The sequence below is a fragment of the Methylobacterium sp. Leaf361 genome (assembly GCF_001424445.1).
GTDB lineage: Bacteria > Pseudomonadota > Alphaproteobacteria > Rhizobiales > Beijerinckiaceae > Methylobacterium.
In genome coordinates this window covers 37,027-55,724 of record NZ_LMPY01000004.1, presented here as the reverse complement: position 1 = coordinate 55,724, position 18,698 = coordinate 37,027, and the positions used below count along the sequence as shown (strand labels likewise).

18 protein-coding genes and 1 tRNA gene are annotated in these 18,698 nt (G+C 71.4%); 10 read left to right on the top strand and 9 right to left on the bottom strand.

Annotated elements, in window-relative coordinates; translation table 11 throughout:
- Position 1 precedes the first annotated feature (1 nt).
- The 5 genes from cyoB to ASG32_RS05280 all read right to left on the bottom strand — a co-directional run bounded on the left by cyoB (position 2) and on the right by ASG32_RS05280 (position 8,179).
- A complete protein-coding gene (gene cyoB, locus ASG32_RS05300) occupies positions 2 to 2,002 on the bottom strand; it encodes a cytochrome o ubiquinol oxidase subunit I (protein ID WP_056523299.1) in 2,001 nt (666 codons plus the stop codon).
- Positions 2,003 to 2,077: 75 nt separating this feature from the next.
- Positions 2,078 to 3,310 (bottom strand): ubiquinol oxidase subunit II, encoded by a 1,233-nt coding sequence (gene cyoA, locus ASG32_RS05295; protein WP_056523297.1) that lies wholly within the window; start codon positions 3,308 to 3,310, stop codon positions 2,078 to 2,080.
- A 139-nt stretch (positions 3,311 to 3,449) separates the two neighbouring features.
- On the bottom strand, positions 3,450 to 4,781 hold the full coding sequence (locus ASG32_RS05290) for an MFS transporter (protein WP_020093237.1): 1,332 nt from the start codon (positions 4,779 to 4,781) through the stop codon (positions 3,450 to 3,452).
- A 168-nt stretch (positions 4,782 to 4,949) separates the two neighbouring features.
- Positions 4,950 to 7,136, bottom strand: coding sequence for a glycosyltransferase family 2 protein (locus ASG32_RS05285; protein WP_056523295.1), 2,187 nt, complete (start codon positions 7,134 to 7,136; stop codon positions 4,950 to 4,952).
- A complete protein-coding gene (locus tag ASG32_RS05280; protein WP_020093239.1) occupies positions 7,136 to 8,179 on the bottom strand; it encodes a hypothetical protein in 1,044 nt (347 codons plus the stop codon). The genes ASG32_RS05285 and ASG32_RS05280 overlap by 1 nt, the downstream gene beginning before the upstream one ends.
- Positions 8,180 to 8,655: 476 nt before the next feature.
- Here ASG32_RS05280 and ASG32_RS05275 point away from each other — a divergent pair.
- Positions 8,656 to 8,730, top strand: a tRNA-Val gene (locus ASG32_RS05275).
- Between the two features lie 217 nt (positions 8,731 to 8,947).
- Here the strand turns inward: ASG32_RS05275 and ASG32_RS05270 are convergent.
- Positions 8,948 to 9,166, bottom strand: coding sequence for a hypothetical protein (locus tag ASG32_RS05270; RefSeq protein WP_020093240.1), 219 nt, complete (start codon positions 9,164 to 9,166; stop codon positions 8,948 to 8,950).
- Positions 9,167 to 9,205: 39 nt separating this feature from the next.
- Positions 9,206 to 9,535, bottom strand: coding sequence for a hypothetical protein (locus ASG32_RS05265; protein WP_056523406.1), 330 nt, complete (start codon positions 9,533 to 9,535; stop codon positions 9,206 to 9,208).
- A 297-nt stretch (positions 9,536 to 9,832) separates the two neighbouring features.
- On the opposite strand from ASG32_RS05265, the gene ASG32_RS05260 reads away from it, so the two are divergent.
- From ASG32_RS05260 to ASG32_RS05245, 5 genes are all read left to right on the top strand, one after another.
- Positions 9,833 to 10,336 (top strand): hypothetical protein, encoded by a 504-nt coding sequence (locus ASG32_RS05260; RefSeq protein ID WP_056523293.1) that lies wholly within the window; start codon positions 9,833 to 9,835, stop codon positions 10,334 to 10,336.
- A complete protein-coding gene (locus tag ASG32_RS05255; RefSeq protein WP_056523291.1) occupies positions 10,333 to 10,830 on the top strand; it encodes a hypothetical protein in 498 nt (165 codons plus the stop codon). Before ASG32_RS05260 ends, ASG32_RS05255 begins: the two co-directional genes overlap by 4 nt.
- A 248-nt stretch (positions 10,831 to 11,078) precedes the next feature.
- Positions 11,079 to 11,216, top strand: coding sequence for a hypothetical protein (locus tag ASG32_RS34365; RefSeq protein ID WP_199866083.1), 138 nt, complete (start codon positions 11,079 to 11,081; stop codon positions 11,214 to 11,216).
- Between the two features lie 173 nt (positions 11,217 to 11,389).
- Complete coding sequence (locus ASG32_RS05250; protein WP_056523289.1) at positions 11,390 to 12,169, top strand: SDR family oxidoreductase; 780 nt, start codon at positions 11,390 to 11,392, stop codon at positions 12,167 to 12,169.
- 61 nt (positions 12,170 to 12,230) lie between these two features.
- Positions 12,231 to 13,550, top strand: a complete 1,320-nt coding sequence (locus tag ASG32_RS05245; RefSeq protein ID WP_056523287.1) for an amidase — start codon at positions 12,231 to 12,233, stop codon at positions 13,548 to 13,550.
- Positions 13,551 to 13,574: 24 nt separating this feature from the next.
- Here the strand turns inward: ASG32_RS05245 and ASG32_RS05240 are convergent, their stop codons facing one another.
- Positions 13,575 to 14,780, bottom strand: a complete 1,206-nt coding sequence (locus ASG32_RS05240; protein ID WP_082557759.1) for a serine hydrolase — start codon at positions 14,778 to 14,780, stop codon at positions 13,575 to 13,577.
- A gap of 233 nt (positions 14,781 to 15,013) precedes the next feature.
- On the opposite strand from ASG32_RS05240, the gene ASG32_RS05235 reads away from it, so the two are divergent.
- The 4 genes from ASG32_RS05235 (at position 15,014) to ASG32_RS05220 (ending at position 17,482) form a co-directional block, all read left to right on the top strand.
- Positions 15,014 to 15,346, top strand: a complete 333-nt coding sequence (locus ASG32_RS05235) for a hypothetical protein (RefSeq protein WP_244491827.1) — start codon at positions 15,014 to 15,016, stop codon at positions 15,344 to 15,346.
- 124 nt (positions 15,347 to 15,470) lie between these two features.
- Entirely contained in the window at positions 15,471 to 15,725 is a 255-nt protein-coding gene (locus ASG32_RS05230; protein ID WP_042670699.1) for a hypothetical protein, read from the top strand.
- 117 nt (positions 15,726 to 15,842) lie between these two features.
- A complete protein-coding gene (locus tag ASG32_RS05225; RefSeq protein WP_082557758.1) occupies positions 15,843 to 16,445 on the top strand; it encodes a nucleoside deaminase in 603 nt (200 codons plus the stop codon).
- Between the two features lie 236 nt (positions 16,446 to 16,681).
- Complete coding sequence (locus tag ASG32_RS05220) at positions 16,682 to 17,482, top strand: class II aldolase/adducin family protein (RefSeq protein WP_056523283.1); 801 nt, start codon at positions 16,682 to 16,684, stop codon at positions 17,480 to 17,482.
- A gap of 227 nt (positions 17,483 to 17,709) precedes the next feature.
- Here ASG32_RS05220 and ASG32_RS05215 read toward each other — a convergent pair whose 3' ends face one another.
- Positions 17,710 to 18,609 (bottom strand): LysR family transcriptional regulator, encoded by a 900-nt coding sequence (locus ASG32_RS05215; RefSeq protein ID WP_042670683.1) that lies wholly within the window; start codon positions 18,607 to 18,609, stop codon positions 17,710 to 17,712.
- Positions 18,610 to 18,698 lie beyond the last annotated feature (89 nt).

The window sequence follows — 18,698 nt, the reverse complement described above, 5'->3', positions numbered from 1 at the left end:
ATCACGCCATCTCCAGTTCGCGCGTCCGCTGACCTTCCGTCCGACTGACGACGTCGGCGGGAATGTAGTAGTCGCGATTGTAATTAAAGGTGTGGGCGATCGCCACGACGAAGATCGCCACGAAGCTGAGGATCGCCAGCCACCAGACGTACCAGACCATGGCGATGCCGAACGTGAAGTTCAGCGCCGCCAGGATCGCGCCGGCCGCGGTGTTCTTGGGCATGTGGATCGGCCGGTAGCCCTTGAGCGGGCGGTCGAAGCCGCGGTTCTTCATGTCCCACCACGCGTCGGAATCGTGGACCACCGGCGTGAAGGCGAAGTTGTAGTCCGGCGGCGGCGAGGAGGTGGACCATTCCAGCGTCCGGCCGCCCCACGGGTCGCCGCTGAGGTCGCGCAGCTTGTCGCGGTTCCGGATCGAGACCACGAACATGATGATCTGCGAGGCGATGCCGCAGGCGATCAGCGCCGCGCCGATGGCCGCGATCACGAACCAGATCTGAAGCGACGGGTCGTCGAAGTGCTGCATGCGCCGGGTCACGCCCATCAGGCCGAGCACGTAGAGCGGCATGAAGGCGACGTAGAACCCGGTCACCCAGAACACGAGGGCCATCTTCCCCCAGAACTCGTCGAGCTTGAAGCCGAAGGCCTTGGGGAACCAGAAGGTCACGCCGGCGAACATGCCGAACAGCACGCCGCCGATGATCACGTTGTGGAAGTGCGCGATCAGGAACAGCGAGTTGTGCAGGACGAAGTCCGCCGGGGGCACAGCGAGCAGGACGCCGGTCATGCCGCCGATCACGAAGGTGACGATGAACGCCACCACCCACAGCATCGGCACCTCGAACCGGATCCGGCCGCGGTACATCGTGAACATCCAGTTGAAGATCTTCGCGCCCGTCGGGATCGAGATGATCATGGTCGTGATCCCGAAGAACGAGTTCACGTCCGCACCCGAGCCCATCGTGAAGAAGTGGTGCAGCCACACGAGGTAGGCGAGGATGGTGATCACCACCAGCGCGTAGACCATCGAGGTGTAGCCGAACAGGCGCTTGCCGCAGAAGGTCGAGGTGATCTCCGAGAACACGCCGAACGCCGGCAGGATCAGGATGTAGACCTCCGGGTGACCCCAGATCCAGATCAGGTTGAAGTACAGCATGGCGTTGCCGCCGAGGTCGTTCGTGAAGAAGTGCGTGCCGACGTAGCGGTCGAGCGACAGCATCGCGAGAACGGCCGTGAGGATCGGGAAGGCGGCCACGATCAGGATGTTGGTGCACAGCGACGACCAGACGAAGATCGGCAGCTTCATCATGGTCATGCCGGGCGCCCGCATCTTCACGATGGTGGCGATCAGGTTGATGCCCGAGAGCAGCGTCCCGATGCCGGCGATCTGCAGGGCCCAGATGTAGTAGTCGACGCCGACGCCGGGGCTCATCGCCGCCCCCGAGAGGGGCGGGTAGGCCAGCCAGGTGGCGCGGGAGAACTCGCCGACGAAGAGCGAGACCATCACCAGCAGGCCGCCGGAGACCGTCATCCAGAAGCTGAAGTTGTTGAGGAACGGGAAGGCGACGTCGCGGGCGCCGATCTGCAGCGGCACGGCGAAGTTCATGAGCCCCGTGACGAACGGCATCGCCACGAAGAAGATCATGATCATGCCGTGGGCGGTGAAGATCTGGTCGTAGTGGTGCGGCGGCAGGAAGCCCTGCTGGTCGCCGAACGCGACCGCCTGCTGCGAGCGCATCAGGATCGCGTCGGCGAAGCCGCGCAGCAGCATGATGCCCGCGAAGATGCAGTACATGATGCCGATCTTCTTGTGGTCGATCGACGTGATCCAGTCACGCCACATCGGCCCCCAGAAGCGGTAGTAGGTGATGACGCCGAGCACGGTGAGGCCGACGACGGCCACGCCGGCGAACGTCCCCTGCAGGATCGGCTCGTGATAGGGGATCTGCTCGATCGTGAATCGCCCGACGAGCAGCTGCTGTAGGTCCAGGTTTGCGAACATGGGATCGGCCCGTTCAGTGGGTTCGACGGCGACCGCCGGTTGTGTGTGTGGAGTCCGCTGTCAGCACGCGCGGCCTCACTGGTTCAGCTGCTTCGGGGCGATCTGGATGCCCCCGCTCCGACCCCCGCCGGAGCCCTGGCCCGTGGCGTCGGGCGGCGTCGTCTGGCCCCGGACGTCCGGGTTGCCCATGTCGGGCCGCGGCTGCATGCCCTGCGGCTGCGTCTGGCCGTGCGGCGCCGTTCCGGAGGCCGGCGCCGTCGCGCCCGGCCCCTCGACGCCGCGCTCGGCGAGGCGGTTGTCGTACCGGAGACGCGCGTAGTTCTCCGCGGCCTCCGCGCCGGTGGCGCCGCCCTGCGCGTCGATCTTCGCCATCTCGCCGACGCACATCTGGTCGGGCCGGGGGCACATGCCGATGATCCGGTCGTACAGGCCCTTCATGTAGGACTTGTAGAACCGCGCCGGCTCGGCCTCGCTCGGCTCCTCCAGCTTCAGGTAGGCCTCCTGGGTCAGCTCGCCGCCCTCGGCCTTGGCCTTGGCGATCCACTGGTCGAACTTGTCGTCGGTCAGGCCGTGGAACTTGAAGAACATGTTGGAGAAGCCGGCGCCGCTGTAATGCGCCGAGCGGCCCTCGTAGGCGCCCTCGCGGTTGATCACCGCGTGGAGCTGGGTCTGCATGCCCGGCATCGCGTAGACCATGCCGGCGAGCGTAGGCACGTAGAACGTGTTCATCACGTCGGTGGCGGTGATCTTGAAGCGGATCGGCCGGTCCACCGGCGCGGCCAGCTCGTTGACCGTGGCGATCCCGTATTGCGGGTAGAGGAAGAGCCACTTCCAATCCATGGCCACGGCCTCGACCTCGAGCGGCACCGTCCCGGCCGGGACGTCGCGCTTCGGGTCGATCTTGCTGAGCGGCCGGAACGGATCGAGGGTGTGGGTCCCGATCCAGGTGAGGGCGCCCAGGGCGATGATGATCATCAGCGGCGCCGTCCAGATCAGCACCTCGAGCTGCGTCGAGTGGTGCCATTCGGGATCGTAGACCGCGTCCTGGTTGCTGGCGCGGTAGCGCCACGCGAAGATCAGCGTGAAGGCGATCACCGGGACGATGATCAGGAGCATCAGCCCGGTCGCCGCCAGCACGAGGTTGCGCTGCTGCTCGGCGACGTAGCCGGCCGGGTGCAGGACCACGAAGTTGCAGCCGCCGAGCAGGGTCAGGAGCGGCAGGGCGAGGAGCGGCAGGAGGCGCCGAGCGCGACCGCCTCGGCGGGTCGCGGTGTCGGTCCTGTCCGGTCGATGGATCGTGGATGTCACAGCACGCGTCTCGTCATCCCAGGCCGCTGCCGCGGCACTTCTGCCATGCCGCTGCCGCGGCGCTTCTGCCGTACCGCGCGAGGCGGCGTTCCAGTCAGCTCACGGGCGGGCCGGGCGGCCTGCGCCGCCGGCCGCCGACTCACATCTGGCGCAGTTCCGACCGGTCGGTGAACAGGGCCACGAGGCTGCAGACCGCGCCGGAGAGGAGGTAGACGCCGATCATCGCCAGGCCGTAGCGCTGCGACAGGAACAGGGCCACCAGGGGCGCGAAACCGGCCCCGATCAGCCACGCGAAGTCGGAGGTCAGCGCCGCGCCGGTGTAGCGGTAGCGGTTGCCGAGGCGGGCGCTCACCGCTCCCGCGGTCTGGCCGTAGGCGAGGCCGAGCAGCATGAAGCCGATCGTGACGTAGATGGTCTGGCCGATGGCGCTCTCGCCGAACAGGAGCGGCGCGATGATGCTGCCGACGGCGAAGAAGCCGATCAGCGAGCTGCTCATGATCAGGCAGTTGCGGCGGCCGATCTGGTCGGCGATCAGCCCCGAGGCCGCCACCGCGCCGGCGCACACGATCGCGCCGGAGAACTGCACGATCAGGAACTCGCCCGGCGAGCGGGTCGTGCTGTTCAGCGCGAGCCACGCGATCGGGAAGATCGTCACGAGGTGGAACAGCGCGAAGGCGGCGAGCGGCACGAAGGCGCCGCGGACCACGTCGCCGGCGTGGTGGCGGAACAGCTCCAGGGCCGGGACCGGGCGCAGCCGGTCGAGGTCCATCATCCGGGCGAACTCGTCGGTGGCGACGAGGCGCAGCCGGGCGAACAGCGCGACCACGTTGATGGTGAAGGCGCAGTAGAACGGGAAGCGCCAGCCCCAGTCGATGAAATCGGCCTCGTCGAGGTTGACGATGAAGAACGCGAACAGGGCGCTCGCCACCATGAAGCCCAAAGGCGCGCCGAGCTGCGGGATCATCGCGTACCAGCCGCGGCGCTCCCGCGGGGCGTTCATGGCGAGCAGCGAGGCGAGGCCGTCCCAGGCGCCGCCGAGGGCGAGGCCCTGCAGGATCCGCAGGCCGGCCAGGATGTAGACCGCCGAGATGCCGATGCTGTCGTAGCGCGGCAGGAAGCTCACCGCCGCCGTCGACCCGCCGAGCAGGAACAGGGCCGTGGTCAGCTTGACGCTGCGGCCGTGGCGCCGGTCGATCGCCATGAACAGCACGGTGCCGAGCGGCCGGGCGATGAAGGCGAGGGCGAAGATCGAGAAGGCGTAGAGGGTGCCCTTCAGCGGGTCGACGAAGGGGAAATACACCTTCGGGAAGACCAGCACGCAGGCGATGCCGAACACGAAGAAGTCGAAGTATTCGGACGCGCGTCCGATCACCACGCCGATAGCGATCTCGTTGGGGTGGACCTTGTGGTCTCCCATCGCCTGCTGGGCGTCGCGCTCCAGGCCCGCGACCGTAGGGGTGTTCGCACTCATCTCTGATTGTCGCCCTCGCCGCGCGCCCGTGGGGACGCCTTGGCCGGAACTGCCTCTTGCGGCATGTCCAGAGGTACCGCAACCGGCTCCGGACGCAAGTTTACCCACTGACGCATGCATAGCACCGCGCGGTCGCGACCACCGGTGTCGCCACGGGGCGAGGACCGCTCACACGCGGTAATGGGCGGAATTCCGTGACAGGTTGATGTTGTAATAGGGGTCGGCACGCAGCTCCGGGCCCCAGCGGTCGAGCATGGTCAGCACCTCGCCCTCGAAGCGCTTCTGCTTCTCCGGCGTGTCCTCGGCCCCGCGGCTCTTCGACTCGTGATGAATCAATTTCGCGAAGGGGGTCCAGACGATCCGGTAGCCGGACCGGCGGATCTTCAGGCAGAGGTCGACGTCGTTGAAGGCGACCTTCAGGGCCTGCGCGTCGAAGCCGCCGACCTCCGCGAACACGTCCGCCCGCATGGCCAGGCACGCGCCGGTGACCGCCGAGACCTCGTGGGCGATGACCATGCGGCAGAAATAGCCCGGATCCGCGTCCGCGACGCCGAGATGGCTGTGGCCGGCCACGCCCCCGATCCCGAGGACAATGCCGCCGTGCTGGATCGTGTGGTCCGGGTAGAGGAGCTTGGCCCCGACGGCCCCGATCTCCGGCCGCACGGCGTGGCGGACCAGCTCGGCCAGCCAGCCGGGCTCGAGCACCTCGATGTCGTTGTTGAGGAACAGGAGCACCGCGCCGGTGGCCGCGGCGGCGCCGCGATTCGACAGATCCGAGAAATTGAACGCCCCCGGCACCGGCACGACGCGCACCCGCGGATCGTCCCGGTAGCGGGCGAACAGGGCGGCGGTCTCCGGCTCGCGGCTGTCGTTGTCGACGATGATCACCTCGATGTCGGGGTAGTCGGTCGCGCCGAGCAGCCCGTCGAGGGTCACCGACAGGATCTCGGCCCGGTCGCGGGTCGGGATGATCGCGGAGACCCGCGGCGGCGAAGCCGGCAGCGGCCGGACCAGGCGGTTGAAGCCGCCGGGACCGCGCTCCGCGCGGCCGCCCCAGGGCGCCACGACCTCCTCCAGAGCGCGCAGGCGCGCGGCCTCCGCCCGGGCGAGCGCCCGGTCCGAGAAGGTGCCGGACCCTTGGGCGGCGCGCCAGTGATAGAGCACCCGCGGGATGTGGCGGATGCGGGCGGGGTCGAGCCCGTCGGTCAGCCGCAGCAGCAGGTCGTGGTCCTGACTGCCCTCGAAGCCGGGGCGCAGGCCGCCGACGGCGCGCAGCGCCTCGGTGCGCACGACCGTGAGGTGGTTGATGTAGTTCTGGGCGTAGAGCAACTCGCGGTCGAAGCAGGACTTGAAGTGCGGGTCGAATCGCCGGCCGCGCCCGTCGATCTTGTCCTCGTCGCTGTAGATCAGCACGAGGCCCGGGTCGCGGCGCAGCGCCCGGGCGACCTCGTAGAGGGCGTCCTCGGTGAGCGCGTCGTCGTGGTCCATGAAGGCGCAGACCGCCCCCCGGGCCATGCCCAGCGCGTCGTTGGTCGCCCGGGCGATGTGGCCGTTCTCCGTCCGGGCGAGGACGCGGATGCGCGGGTCGGCCTCGGCCGCCCGGCTCAGGATCCGCGGGATCTCGGGGCGCGTGGAGGCGTCGTCCACGGCGCACAGTTCCCAGTGGGGGTAGAGCTGCGCCCGCAGCGAGGCCAGGGCCGCGCGCAGCACCTTCGGGTCCGGATCGTGGACCGGCATCAGCACGGAGATCAGGGGCGGATCGGTCCAGGCGGCGATCTCGGCGGCGATCCCGTCCCGCTCCGCGCGGCCCAGGGTGTGGGTCCCGAGCCAGGCCTCGTAGCCGCTCACGCGCCGGTGGCGCAGCGCCCGGCCGAGGAAGCCCCGCGCGCGCACCTTCTTGCCGAGGATCCGCCAGGTGAAGGCCTGCACGGTCAGGCCGGGATCGCGCAGGAGCCCGCGGGCGGCCAGGACCGGCCGGGCGAGGCGGCGCACGGCGATCCGGCGCAGCCGGACCGGGACGCGCCCGGCCGGGTCGGCGACGCGCAGCTCGACGACGTCCTCGGGCAGGCAGCCGATCCACGCGAAGGCGCCGCCGCCCCGGGCCTCCTGCGGCAGCAGCGTGCCCGCCCGTCCGTCGGGACCGACGAAGCTGATGTCGGGGAGGGTGTCGCGGGCCTCGGCCGGGTCGTTGGACAGGATGATCTCGACCCAGCGGCCCGCGAGATCCGGCAGCGCGACGCGCAACCCGTCGGAGCCCGCACGCGCCGGGAGGGCGCGCCGCTTGCCCCAGAGCCCCGTGACCTGCGCCGTCGGGAGGCGGAGTTCGGGCACCGCCGGCCCGGTCGAACGCACCATCAACTCCAGCTCTTGTCGACCGAGGCCTTCACGGCATCCGACATGGCCACGTCGAACACGATCATGTCCTCGACCGCCTTGACGCTCTTCAGGCGCTCGGCCAGCGCCAGCGTCTCGGCCGGCACCGGCGGCAGCGTCGGGATCGGCGCGCCGATCCCGAGGCGGTCGAACAGCGTCGACGCGAAGGCGGGGAACCGGGTCTTGTGGCCGACGATCCCGACCCGGGCGAGAATCTCGATCGCCGCGATCGAGTTGCCCGGATGCAGCCGGTCGTCCGGCATGCGGGTCCCGAGCTGGCGGGTCAGGGGGTTGTAGAGCAGCCGGTAGGCGGGCTCGGGCAGCATCCGGAAGAAGCGCTTGAGGCTCTTCACGTCGGAGAAGTCGTACCCGTCCGCGAAGGCGGCGGCCTCGGCCAGCGGCCCCAGGCGCCAGCTGCGCGCCGGATCGGCCGCATCCGCGGCCCGGGCCTTCAGCCAGCGCATCCGGGCCGCCATCTCGATCTGCGGCTCCTGGAGCAGGATGGCCGTGACCATCAGGTCCGGCGTCATGAAGTTCTCGTAGCGCGGGATGGTCACGGCGCCCGACAGGAAGGCCGACGGGGCGGCCGGGCCGGCCAGGACGCAGCTCAGGATCTCGTCCGGCAGCTTGTGGATGCCGAAGTAGCAGTGCTGGAAATACGGGAAGAGCGCCGTCTGGAGGACGGTCTCGGGCTCGATGCCGGTGTTGATCAGCATGGTCCGCAGCCGAATCTGCCCCTCGACCGGCATGCGGCGGTAGACCAGCACGTTGGTGTCGGCATCGTAGAGTTCGAGCCGCGGGATCTCGGACAGGCCCGGCACCTCGGCCTCGCTGACCACGAAGGTGCATTGCCCGGTGGCGTGCCAGCCGTTGCGCTTGAACGCCTCGTCGATGACGCTGGCCGGGACCTCGGCCACGCGTCGGCCGTCGACCGCGACCACGACCCGGCTGATGGCGAGGGGATTGTCCGGCACGATCCAGCCGCGGATCGAGTCGCCCTGATCGTGGTCGATGAAGTAGCGCATGTCCTGAAGCGTGAGGCGGCGGCATGCCGGCGCCGAGTGTCCGCCATGTGTCGCGGCGCGGCCGGATGCCGAGCGGCAGGGCCATAGCGCATTTTCCCGTCGGCGTGCACCATGGCGCGTTCAGCCCGGAGACGGATCCCGGCGGGTTGCCCCCGCCGGCTCGTTCTCCCCGTCTCTAAGCCATTGACGCAGAATGCGCTATCCGCGCGCGGCGCGGGGCGATCGGGTCGGCGCGCGCCGCGGCCGGACCCTCGAGGGACGCGATCGATCGGCCTGGTCACGCAGGTTCCGCTTGCGCCCTCGCCGGGCAGCCGCTATAGGCCCCGCCCACCGGAGCCCGAACGGCGCCGGCCCGGACGCGCAGCTCGGCGGGAGAGCACTACCTTGACACGGTAGTCGGCACTCTCATAAGTTACTGAGCAGTCTGGACTATTTCGATGGCTTGCAGGTTCGTCGAACCTGATCGCGGTCGATACGGAGACGTAGCACAGCGGTAGTGCATTCCCTTGACATGGGAAAGGTCACAGGTTCGATCCCTGTCGTCTCCACCATTCGACGCCGTGACTCCCGGCCCGTCTCCAGATTGAACGCCCCAGACTGACGTCACGGCAGGATCGCCCACCGAGAGGGGTTCTCCGAACCCGTCGCGGCCTCCGGCATCGCGCCTGCCCGCTCCTCCCTCACGGCGTCGCTCGTGCCTCCTCTCGCGTGGCGAGACGGCGAGGCTCGAGCAGAACCGATGCCCGACCCGGCGGCGGGACCGGGATCCTACGGGATCGCGGCGCGGGCTAGGGCCGCGCGGCGCAGCCGACAGGCGGCCTCCGTGACACGGCGCGAGCGGTCCCGTCCCGCGTCCGGCCGCGCGCGGTCGCAGGTCTTCGCGACCGCGTCCAGCACGGCCGAGGCCGCCGCCATGAGGGCCAGCGTCGTCGCCGAACCGACCGAGACCAGGAAGAAGATCGTTGCGATGACTTGCGGAGCGGTCATGACGCACCTCCTCGGGTGCTTCGCGGTGATGCGGGAGACTTATGGCCGGTGCGGCGGGAACAGCGTGCGGCCGAGCACGGGCCGCGTCGCGTCGGGCGCACCGCCCGCGGGCTCCGTACGGGGGGAGAACCTCAGCTCGATCGTCCGGCCCTCGCGCGCGACGACCTCGCAGGCCTGGTTCAGCAGCAGGGCGATCGAGACGAGCCGGACGGCCTGCGGTGGCACCGCCTCCGGCTGGACCTCGATCCGCGCCCCGGATGTCCTGAGCTCCCAGATCAGGCAGTCACAGCATTCCTGCGGGTGCCCGAAGAAGATCTGTCCGGTCTTGAAGGCCGGCCTCCAGGCCTCTTCCATGCGGTTCCCGGCCATCGCGATCTCCTGCAGAACAACCATTTCAGCCCGTACCGATGAGCTGAATACGCGGTCATTCCGGGCGCGAATTCCGTATCAAACAGCACATCCGGCGAGCGCGCCGGCAATCCTGCCGCCGGCTTCGATCCGGCGATCCGGGGCCCGGCGCGAGGCCCGCCCGGCCGTGGCCGCCGCGCGCGGATCGGCCGCCGTCATCAATTGTCCAATACCCGATCACCCGTCGTTTAATCCTTCGTTAACCATTCTAAACAGCTTAGTCGGATCAGAATCGCGTACACAGGGAGCAGGGGATCCGTGAGCGAGCTGCAGAGGCTTCTGAGCGATCCTCGGTTCCGGCCCGCAGACAAGGCCAAGCGCGGCGCCGCGTCCGAACCCGACCTCGGCAACGTCCTGCGCGCCGTCGCGTCGCTGCACGCGCGGGCCGAGTCCCCGACACCGCCGGCCGCGCCGCGGGACTGGGACGCGCTGATCCACCGGGTGCAGACCGCCGCCCGCCAAGCGCGCGTGATCGAGGCCCAGGCGCGCGAGCGGGAGGCGCGGATCGAGCAGGTGCTGGATCAGGTCCGCGAGGAGGTCCACGCCTCCAACGAGCGCGCCCGGATGGCCGAGATGCAGGCGCGCGAGGCCCAGCTGCGCGCCGAGGCGCAGGTCGTCGCCGCCGAGGAGCGCGCCAAGGCGGCCGAGGCCCGCGCCCGCGCCGCCGAGGATCGGGCCCGGCAGGCCGAGGAGTGGCTGGACCGTGTCCAACAGGCGATCCTGTCCGAGTTCTCGGACCTCACCGAGCAGGCCGCGGCATGAGCGCCGCCCGCGCGTGGGCCGAGCCGACGGCGCCCCATCCCCTGTCCGACCCGGCCCTGCCGCGCGACGGCCACGCCGACCCGATCGACCGGGTCGTGGCGCTGTTCTCCGGCGCCGCGGCCGCATCCCCCGCGCCCGCCTCCCCGGCGGCCGAGGATGACTGGTCGACCTCCCTGACCGCCGTGCGCGGCGCCGCGGCGCGGGTCCGCGCCCTGCAGGCGAGCGCCCGCGACTCCGTCCGGGAGGCTCAGAGTTCCGTGCGGGCGGCCGAGACGGCGCTCCGCGCGGCCGAGGAGCGGGCCCGCCACGCCGAGGCGCTCCTGCAGGCGGCGCTCGCCCGGGCCGAGCGGGCCGAGGCGCAGGCCCGCGCGTCGGACGAGCGGGCCGAACGGGCGGAGGCCCAGCGGGCCGAGGCGCGGGCGTGGCTGCGCCGGATGCACGAGTGCATGGTCAACGAGTTCGGCGCCCTGTCCGGAGCGGCGGATCAGCCCTGAGCCGGCGTGCACCGGCCCCGGTCGCCCGGACATCCGGCCGGGATCGCGCGGACCCGCGATGCGTCGGCCTCGGCCGAGCGTCCGACGCCACCATGACGCGCGATGGTCGCCGCGACGCGGGCCGGCCGCGCAGATCTCCTCCGGGGGTCCCGCAATTACGAGCACTCGCCTTAAGTCGTCGAAAACAATTCTCAGGATATGGAATTCTGATCTCGTCGCCTCGACACCGTCCGCCTGGCAGGATCGCCGTGACCCTCAGCCTCGTCCTCAGCACGTCCCTTCCGCTCCTCACCGGGGCGGTGGCCCTGCTGTGGGCGGGCTTCGTCGCTCCGGAGCGGGAGGAGCGTCCGGACCTGCCCGGCGCCCGCGACCTGCGCACGTGGTGAGCGCCGGATCCCGGTTCCGGCCGTGAGGCGCCCGCCGCCGAACCGGCCCTCCGGAGGCGGAGAGACCCCGAGAGGCCCCGCGCCCCGTCCCGGGCCGCTTCCGGGGACGGCACCCGGCGCGCTATGACGCGCCGGACGCCCTCGCGGCGAGGGCCGGCTCACGGAGGCTTCCCATGGATCTCGGCTTGAGCGGACGCCGGGCGCTCGTCTGCGCGGCGAGCAAGGGACTGGGCAAGGGCTGCGCCCTGGCGCTCGCCCGGGAGGGCGTCGCGGTGACGATCACGGCCCGCACCGCGGAGACGCTGGAGCGGACCGCGGACGAGATCCGCGCCGCGACGGGCGTCACCGTCACCGCCGTCGCGGGCGACATCGCCACCGAGGCCGGCCGGGCCGCCGCGCTCGCCGCCTGCCCCGAGCCCGACATCCTGGTCAACAATGCCGGCGGCCCGCCCCCCGGCGATTTCCGCGAGTGGGACCGCGACGCCTGGATCCGGGCGCTCGACGCCAACATGCTGGCGCCGATCGCGCTCATCAAGGCGACGGTCGACGGGATGATCGACCGCGGGTTCGGCCGGATCGTCAACATCACCTCCGGCGCCGTGAAGGCGCCGATCGAGCATCTCGGCCTGTCGAACGGCGCCCGCTCGGGGCTGACGGGCTTCGTGGCCGGCCTGGCGCGCAAGACCGTGCGGCACGGCGTGACGATCAACAACCTGCTGCCCGGCCCCTTCGACACCGACCGGATCCGCGGCAACGCCGTCGCGGGGGCCGCCAAGGCCGGCACCTCCGTGGAGGCGTTCCTGGAGGCGCGGGCCCGCGACAACCCCGCCGGCCGCTTCGGCCACCCCGACGAGTTCGGCGCCGCCTGCGCGTTCCTGTGCAGCCAGCAGGCGGGCTTTATCACCGGGCAGAACCTGCTGATGGATGGCGGCGCCTATCCCGGCACGTTCTGACGCGGACCGGCCCGACCGGCCATCCGCTTGCAGGGCCGGATCAGATCATGCGGTGAGGACCATGAGCGTACGCGAGACCCTCGAGGCCCGGCTGGCCCGGATCGCCGCGGGGGACCCGGCGGTCTTCACCCGCCTCTACCCGGAGCAGGCCCGCGCGGCGGCGGACGCCGCCGATGCGCGCCGCCGGGACGGGATCTCCCTCGGCCCCCTCGACGGCGCGATGGTCTCGATCAAGGACCTGTTCGACGTGGCGGGCGAGACGACGCGCGCCGGCTCGGTCCTCTTGGCAGACGCGGCGCCGGCGCGGTCCGACGCCCCGGTGGTCGCCCGCCTGCGCCGCGCCGGCGCGGTGATCCTGGGCAAGACCAACATGTCCGAGTTCGCCTTCTCGGGGCTCGGCCTCAACCCGCATTACGGCACCCCCGGCAACGCCACCGATCCGGCGCGCATCCCGGGGGGCTCGTCCTCCGGCGCCGGGGTCTCGGTGGGGCAGGGGACGAGCGACATCGCGATCGGGTCCGACACGGGCGGCTCCGTCCGGATCCCGGCCTCGCTGAACGGCGTCGTCGGCTTCAAGCCGACCGCAAGCCGCGTGCCGCTGGAGGGGGCGTTCCCGCTGTCCTACGCCCTCGATTCCCTGGGGCCGCTCGCCCGGACGGTCGCGGATTGCGCGGCCGCCGACGCCGTGCTGGCGGGCGAGGAGCCCGCGCCGCTGGAGGCGCTCGCCGTCGCCGGCCTGCGCATCGGCGTGCCGCGGGGCCTGCTGTTCACCGAGACGGAGGCGCCGGTCGCCGAGGCCTTCGAGCGGGTGCTGTCCCGCCTGTCCCGGGCCGGCGCCCGGATCGCCGATCACCCGATCGACGACCACCTCGCCGCCATGGACGCGGCGCTCCCGGACGGCTCCCTCGCGGCGATCGAGGCCGCAGCGATCCACGCCGACTGGCTGGACAGCGCGGCCGACCGCTACGACCCGCGGGTGCATCGCCGCATCGTGGCCGGCCGGGAGGCGACGGCCGCAGGCTACATCCGGACGATGCGCCGGCGGGCCGCGCTGATCGCCGCCTTCGACCGGCACCTCGCCCCGCTCGACGTGCTGGCGCTCCCGGCGACCGCCGCGACGGCGCCGCTCACCGCCCCGCTGGCGGCGGACGACGCGGCCTTCCTGGCGGCCAATCGCCTGATGCTGCGCAACACCGCCTTCGGCAACTTCTTCGATCTCACCGGCCTGTCCCTGCCGATGCCGGGCCTGCCCCGGCCGGCGGGCCTGATGCTGCTGGCCCGGCACGGACAGGACCGCCGGCTCCTGGCGATCGGGGCCGGGATCGAGGCCGGGATCGAGGCCGGGATCGAGGCCGGGATCGAGGCCTCGCTGGCGGGGTGAGCGCCCCGCGCGGCCCGGGCCCGCTCAGCGGATCTGGCGGGACAGCGCCACGCCGAGGCGCTCCGCGCCGATCTTCGGCTGGCCGCCGGCCACGAAGACGACGAGATCCTTGCCCGGATTGACGACGACCACGCTGTTGAAGCCGTCGGTCCCCCCGACCTTCAGGAAGACCGGCCGCTGGCCCGCGTCCGGGTCGCCGATCTCCTCGATCCAGGCCATGCCCTGCCGGAAGGTCTGTCCCTCCGGCTGGTAGAGCGGCGTCATCGCCTCGCGCAGCGCCCGGGTGAGCGCTGGCGGCACGGGCGCGCCGTTCACCGCCTCGTGCCCGAGCGCCGCCTCGCCGAAGGCGAGCATGTCGGTGGCGGTCGAGCGGAGCGCTCCCGCGGCGTACCACGCGAAGACCGGCCAGGGCATGACCGGCTGGCCCTCCATCCCGTAGCCCTGCGCGAGACGCGCGCGGTCGGCCGGCTTCACGGTGACCGCCGTGCTGAGCATCCCGAGCGGCCCGGTGATCCGCTCGTGCACGAGGCTCTCCCACGGCGCGCCGAGACGTTCGGAGAGAACGTAGCCGAGCAGGCCGATGCCGGCATTCGAGTACCGGTAGGGGGCGGGCAGGGCGCAGCCGCCCGCCTCGGATCCCTCCGGGCTCCAGCGCGACACCCAGGCCAGGAACGCTTCCGGCGGGTAGGTCCGGACGCTGCGCTCCGCCAGGGCACGCGGCAGGTCGCCCGGCAGCGTCGGCATCCCCGAGGTGAAGTCGGCGAGCTGCAGCGGCGTGATCTGGGCCGTGCAGGGCCGGAGCCGCAGGTTCGGCAACAGCTCCTGCAGCGGCGTGTCGGGACGCAGGCGGCCCGCATCGACGGCCTCGGCGAACAGCGCGGTCGTGAACACCTTGGTGATCGAGCCGATCTCCACGATCGTGTCGGACCGGTAGGGCGCGCCGCCGGCCCCGTTGAACCCGAAGTAGCTGCGCCGCCCCCGGTGGCTCACGCCCACGATCAGGCCCGGGATCGCCCCGCGCGCGACCCAGGCGCCGGCCAAGCGCTCGACGACCGGCCGCAGCGCGTCCACCTCCGCGCCGGCCGCGAGGTCGGCCGGGCGCCCGGCCCCCTCACCGAAGCCGTCCTGCGCGCCGCCGGGACCGGCGGCGAGCGCGAGGACGAGGGCGGCGAGGCCGGCCGTCACGATGGGTCGAGACCGTCCGCCGGCCCGACGATCCGTGCTGTTCATGGTCCTCCTCCCGATCCGTCACCGGCGCGCCGGGTGCGTCAGATTGGAACGGATGCATTGACGAACACTGAATACAGAACGGAAATCGCGCGGCTCATAAATGATGATGCGTAGTTGATACAGGTATTGACTGAATGCGGGCCATTGACATTAATCTTGGCTCGCAAGCAGCATGATGCACGATCCGGACGCGGACAGCGCGCCGGTCGCGGGAGGATCACGCCGTGCATTTCATGCGGATGATGGGGCTCGTGGCCCTTGTGTTGAGCGGCCTGGGCCTGGCGGGCCCGGCGTCGGCGGCCCCGCTCTCACCGGCTCCGCTGGCCGGCGACGCGAGCGGGCTGACCCGGGTCGGCTACTGGTGCGGGCCCGGATTCCACCTCAACCCGTGGGGCCGGTGCGTCCCGAACGCCCGCCGGTTCTACGGCCCGGGCCCGGCCTTCTACGGAGCCCGCTACTACGGAGGCCGGCGCTTCTACCGGACCTACAACTATCGCTGGCATCGCAACTATCGCTGGCACCGCAACTATCATTGGCATCGCAGCTACCACTGGCGTCGCCGCTGACGAACGCGCCGGCGGCGCTCGGGACGGTCTCGCCCGGAGCGCCGCCGGCCCCACATACCGCTTCCCAGATCCGCGGCCGGCCGAACAGCGGCCACCGCGGCGCCGTATTCGGAGACCTGTGACGATGCGCCTCCCGCTGATTGCCTTCGCGACCGCGATTGCCCTGACCACGGGGGCGGCGGCGCAATCCGTGCCGGAGCCACCCATCCAGAGCCCGCAGGACGCCGCCTGCCGCGAGCAGGCGCGGGCCCAGATCTTCAGCTACCCCAACCCGAACAACCTCAGCCTCTACGACCTCGGTTCGCAGATCTGGCATTTGTGCATGGCGTCCTATCACGGCCGCGGCCCCAACCCCGGCCGCACCGATCAGCGCTTCTAGGCAGCGCTTCCAGGCAGCGCTTCCAGGCAGCGCTTCCAGGCAGCGCTTCCAGGACGGCCCCGGGCCGCGGTCGCGGCCGCCGGGACGGCCCCTCGAGACAGCTCAGCGGAACCGATCATGACGAGCAAGCTCCGCGGCACCGGGCCGCACGGCCACGCACCGCCCGTCGCGCCCGATGCGGGCCGGCGCGCGTTCCTCGGGGCCGCGGCGCTCGGCGTGGCGCTGTCGACGGGCGCGCGCCCCGCGTCGGCGACCACCGCCGCGCCGGCCACGGCCGCGGACGAGACTTTCATGCGGGCGGCCATCGCCGAGGCGCGCCGCGCCGACTTCCCGTTCGGCGCCGTCATCGTCGCGGAGGGCGAGATCCGCGCCCGGGGCCTGAATCTCGGGAAGCAGCAGCGCGATCCCACGGCGCACGGCGAGATGGTGGCGATCCGCCGCTTCCTCGCGGAGCACGGGCCGGAGGCGCTGCGGGGGACGACCCTCTACACGTCCGGCGAACCCTGCGCGATGTGCATGGGCGCGATCGTCTGGTGCGGGATCTCGCGCGTCGTCTTCGCCGCCTCGCTGCAGCAGCTCGCCACGAAGATCGACCAGATCATGATCACCTGCACGGAGGTCGCGGACCGGTCGGCGTTCCGCCCGATCGCGATCACGGGCGGCGTCCTGGCGGAGGAGGCGCTCGCGCTCTTTCCACCCGGCGACCGCCCGTCCAAGTAAGGGACTGGAAGACGGCTCGGGCGACCGCCCGCGCGGCCCGGCAATCCGGTGGGACGCGGCCGTCGCTCCCCCGGAGGTCCCGCCGCATTGCCGGGCCGCCCGCCCTGGTGCACCCTGCCGGCGATTCCCGGACCTCGCCCCGAGCCCCCGCCTCGGGCGCCCGGGGATCGCGGGACCGCCTGCGCCGGGCGGCGATCCCGGAGGGCCGACAGGGCCGACCGGCAGGGAGCCGTCGCATGAGCGCAGCCACACCGTCGACCGTCGCGGACCGGGATACGGACCCCGCCGATCGCGCCGCGATCCGCGCGATGCGCGTCGACCTCGCGGCCGCCTACCGGCTGATCCATCGGCTGGGCCTCGACGACAGCATCTACACCCACATCTCGGCGCGGCTGCCGGGCGCCGGGCACCGATTCCTGATCAACCCCTACGGGATGCGCTTCGAGGAGGTGTCGCCGGAGAACCTCGTCACCGTCGACATCGACGGGAAGGTGCTCGAGGATCCGATGGGGCTCGGCATCAACCCGGCCGGGTTCACGATCCACAGCGCCATCCACGCCGCGCGCCACGACGCGATCTGCGTGCTGCACACCCACACGGTCGCGGGCGTGGCGGTCTCCTGCCAGGAGGAGGGGCTCCTGCCCCTGAACCAGTGGTCGATGCAGTTCACGGGGCGCGTCGCCTACCACGCCTACGAGGGCATCGCCCTCGACCTCGACGAGCGGGAGCGGCTGGTGGACGATCTCGGCGACAAGCCCGTGATGGTGCTGCGCAACCACGGCCTGCTGACCTGCGGCCGCACAGTCGGCGAGGCGTTCCGGCTGATGCACAACCTGGAGCGCTCGTGCCGGGCGCAGCTGGCGATCCAGGCGGCGGGCGCGCCGGTGATCCGGCCGTCCTCCGCCATCGCCACCAAGACCGCCGGGCAGTACGCCGCCGGCTACGACCGCGTCGTGGTCCAGGGGGCGCCCGACAACGAGTGGGCGGCGTTCAAGCGCATGCTGGCGCGGACCGATCCGGACTTCGCGCAGGGCTGAGGGCGGATCGGTCGCCAGCTGACCGATTCGGTCGACGCGCCCCTCTCCGTCATCGCGAGTGCAGCGAAGCGACCCAGGGCAGCGCGCGATCGGTGAGCGTGGCGCTTCCCTGGATTGCTTCGCTCCGCTCGCAAGGACGGCGGTCCCGCACGCATCGACAGGAGTTGGTATGAGACGTCCAACGGACATCTCATACCCTGCAGGAGCGAGACGCCGCAGCACGGGCCTCACCCGTCTGCCCAGGCCCCGCTCGACCGGTAGGTCTGCTTGAGGAACGCGATGAAGGCCCGCGTCTTGGCCGGCACGAAGGCCCGGCTCGGGTAGACTGCGAAGATGCCGGCCGAGGCCGCCGCCGCGTAGGCCGGCAGCACCACCTCCAGCAGGCCGTCGCGCAGCTCCGCGTGCACGTCCCAGGTGGAGCGCAGCGCGATCCCGAGGCCGCCGATCACGGCCTCGCGCACCACCTCGTTGGAATGGGTGCGCAGCGGCCCCGAGGCGCCGACCGTGCAGGGGCCCTCCGGCCCGACCAGCCGCCAGGGATTCTGGTTCTCGGTGGCGAGGCAGACATGGCCGCGCAGGTCGTCGAGGCTCCGCGGCCGCCCGGCCGCGTCGAGGTAGCTCGGCCGCGCGCAGAGGACCCGCTGCACCGGCGCGAGGCGCACCGCCGTCAGCCCGGAACTCTCCAGCGCGCCGACCCGGATCGCGAGGTCGTAGCCGCGCTCGACGATCGACTCGAAATCGTCGCTCAGCTCCAAGTTGAGCACGATGCCGGGATGGAGGGCGAAGAAGGCCCGCAGGTGCGGGACGATGTGCAGGCGCCCGAAGGAGCTCGGCGCCGTGACCCGGAGCGTCCCCCGCGCCCGCGTCGCCGTCTGCGACACGAGGCTCTCGGCCTCCGCGATGGCGTCGACGATCGGGGCGATCCGCTCGAAGAAGGCCGCCCCGACATCCGTGGGCGCCACCCGCCGCGTGGTGCGATGCAGCAGGCGCACGGCGAGCCGTTCCTCCAGCCTTTTCAGCCGCTTCGACACCACCGCGACCGACAGGCCGAGCTCCGAGCCGGCCTGGGTGAGGCTGCCGGTGCGGACCACCCGGGCGAAGATCTCCAGGTCGCTCTGGTCGTGCATTGTCAACGCTGCGGAAAAAATCAAATCCCTTTTGCCGCCTTTCTCGCGGATGCCAAGCGATCTATCGAGGGGACATCAAAAATTTTTCA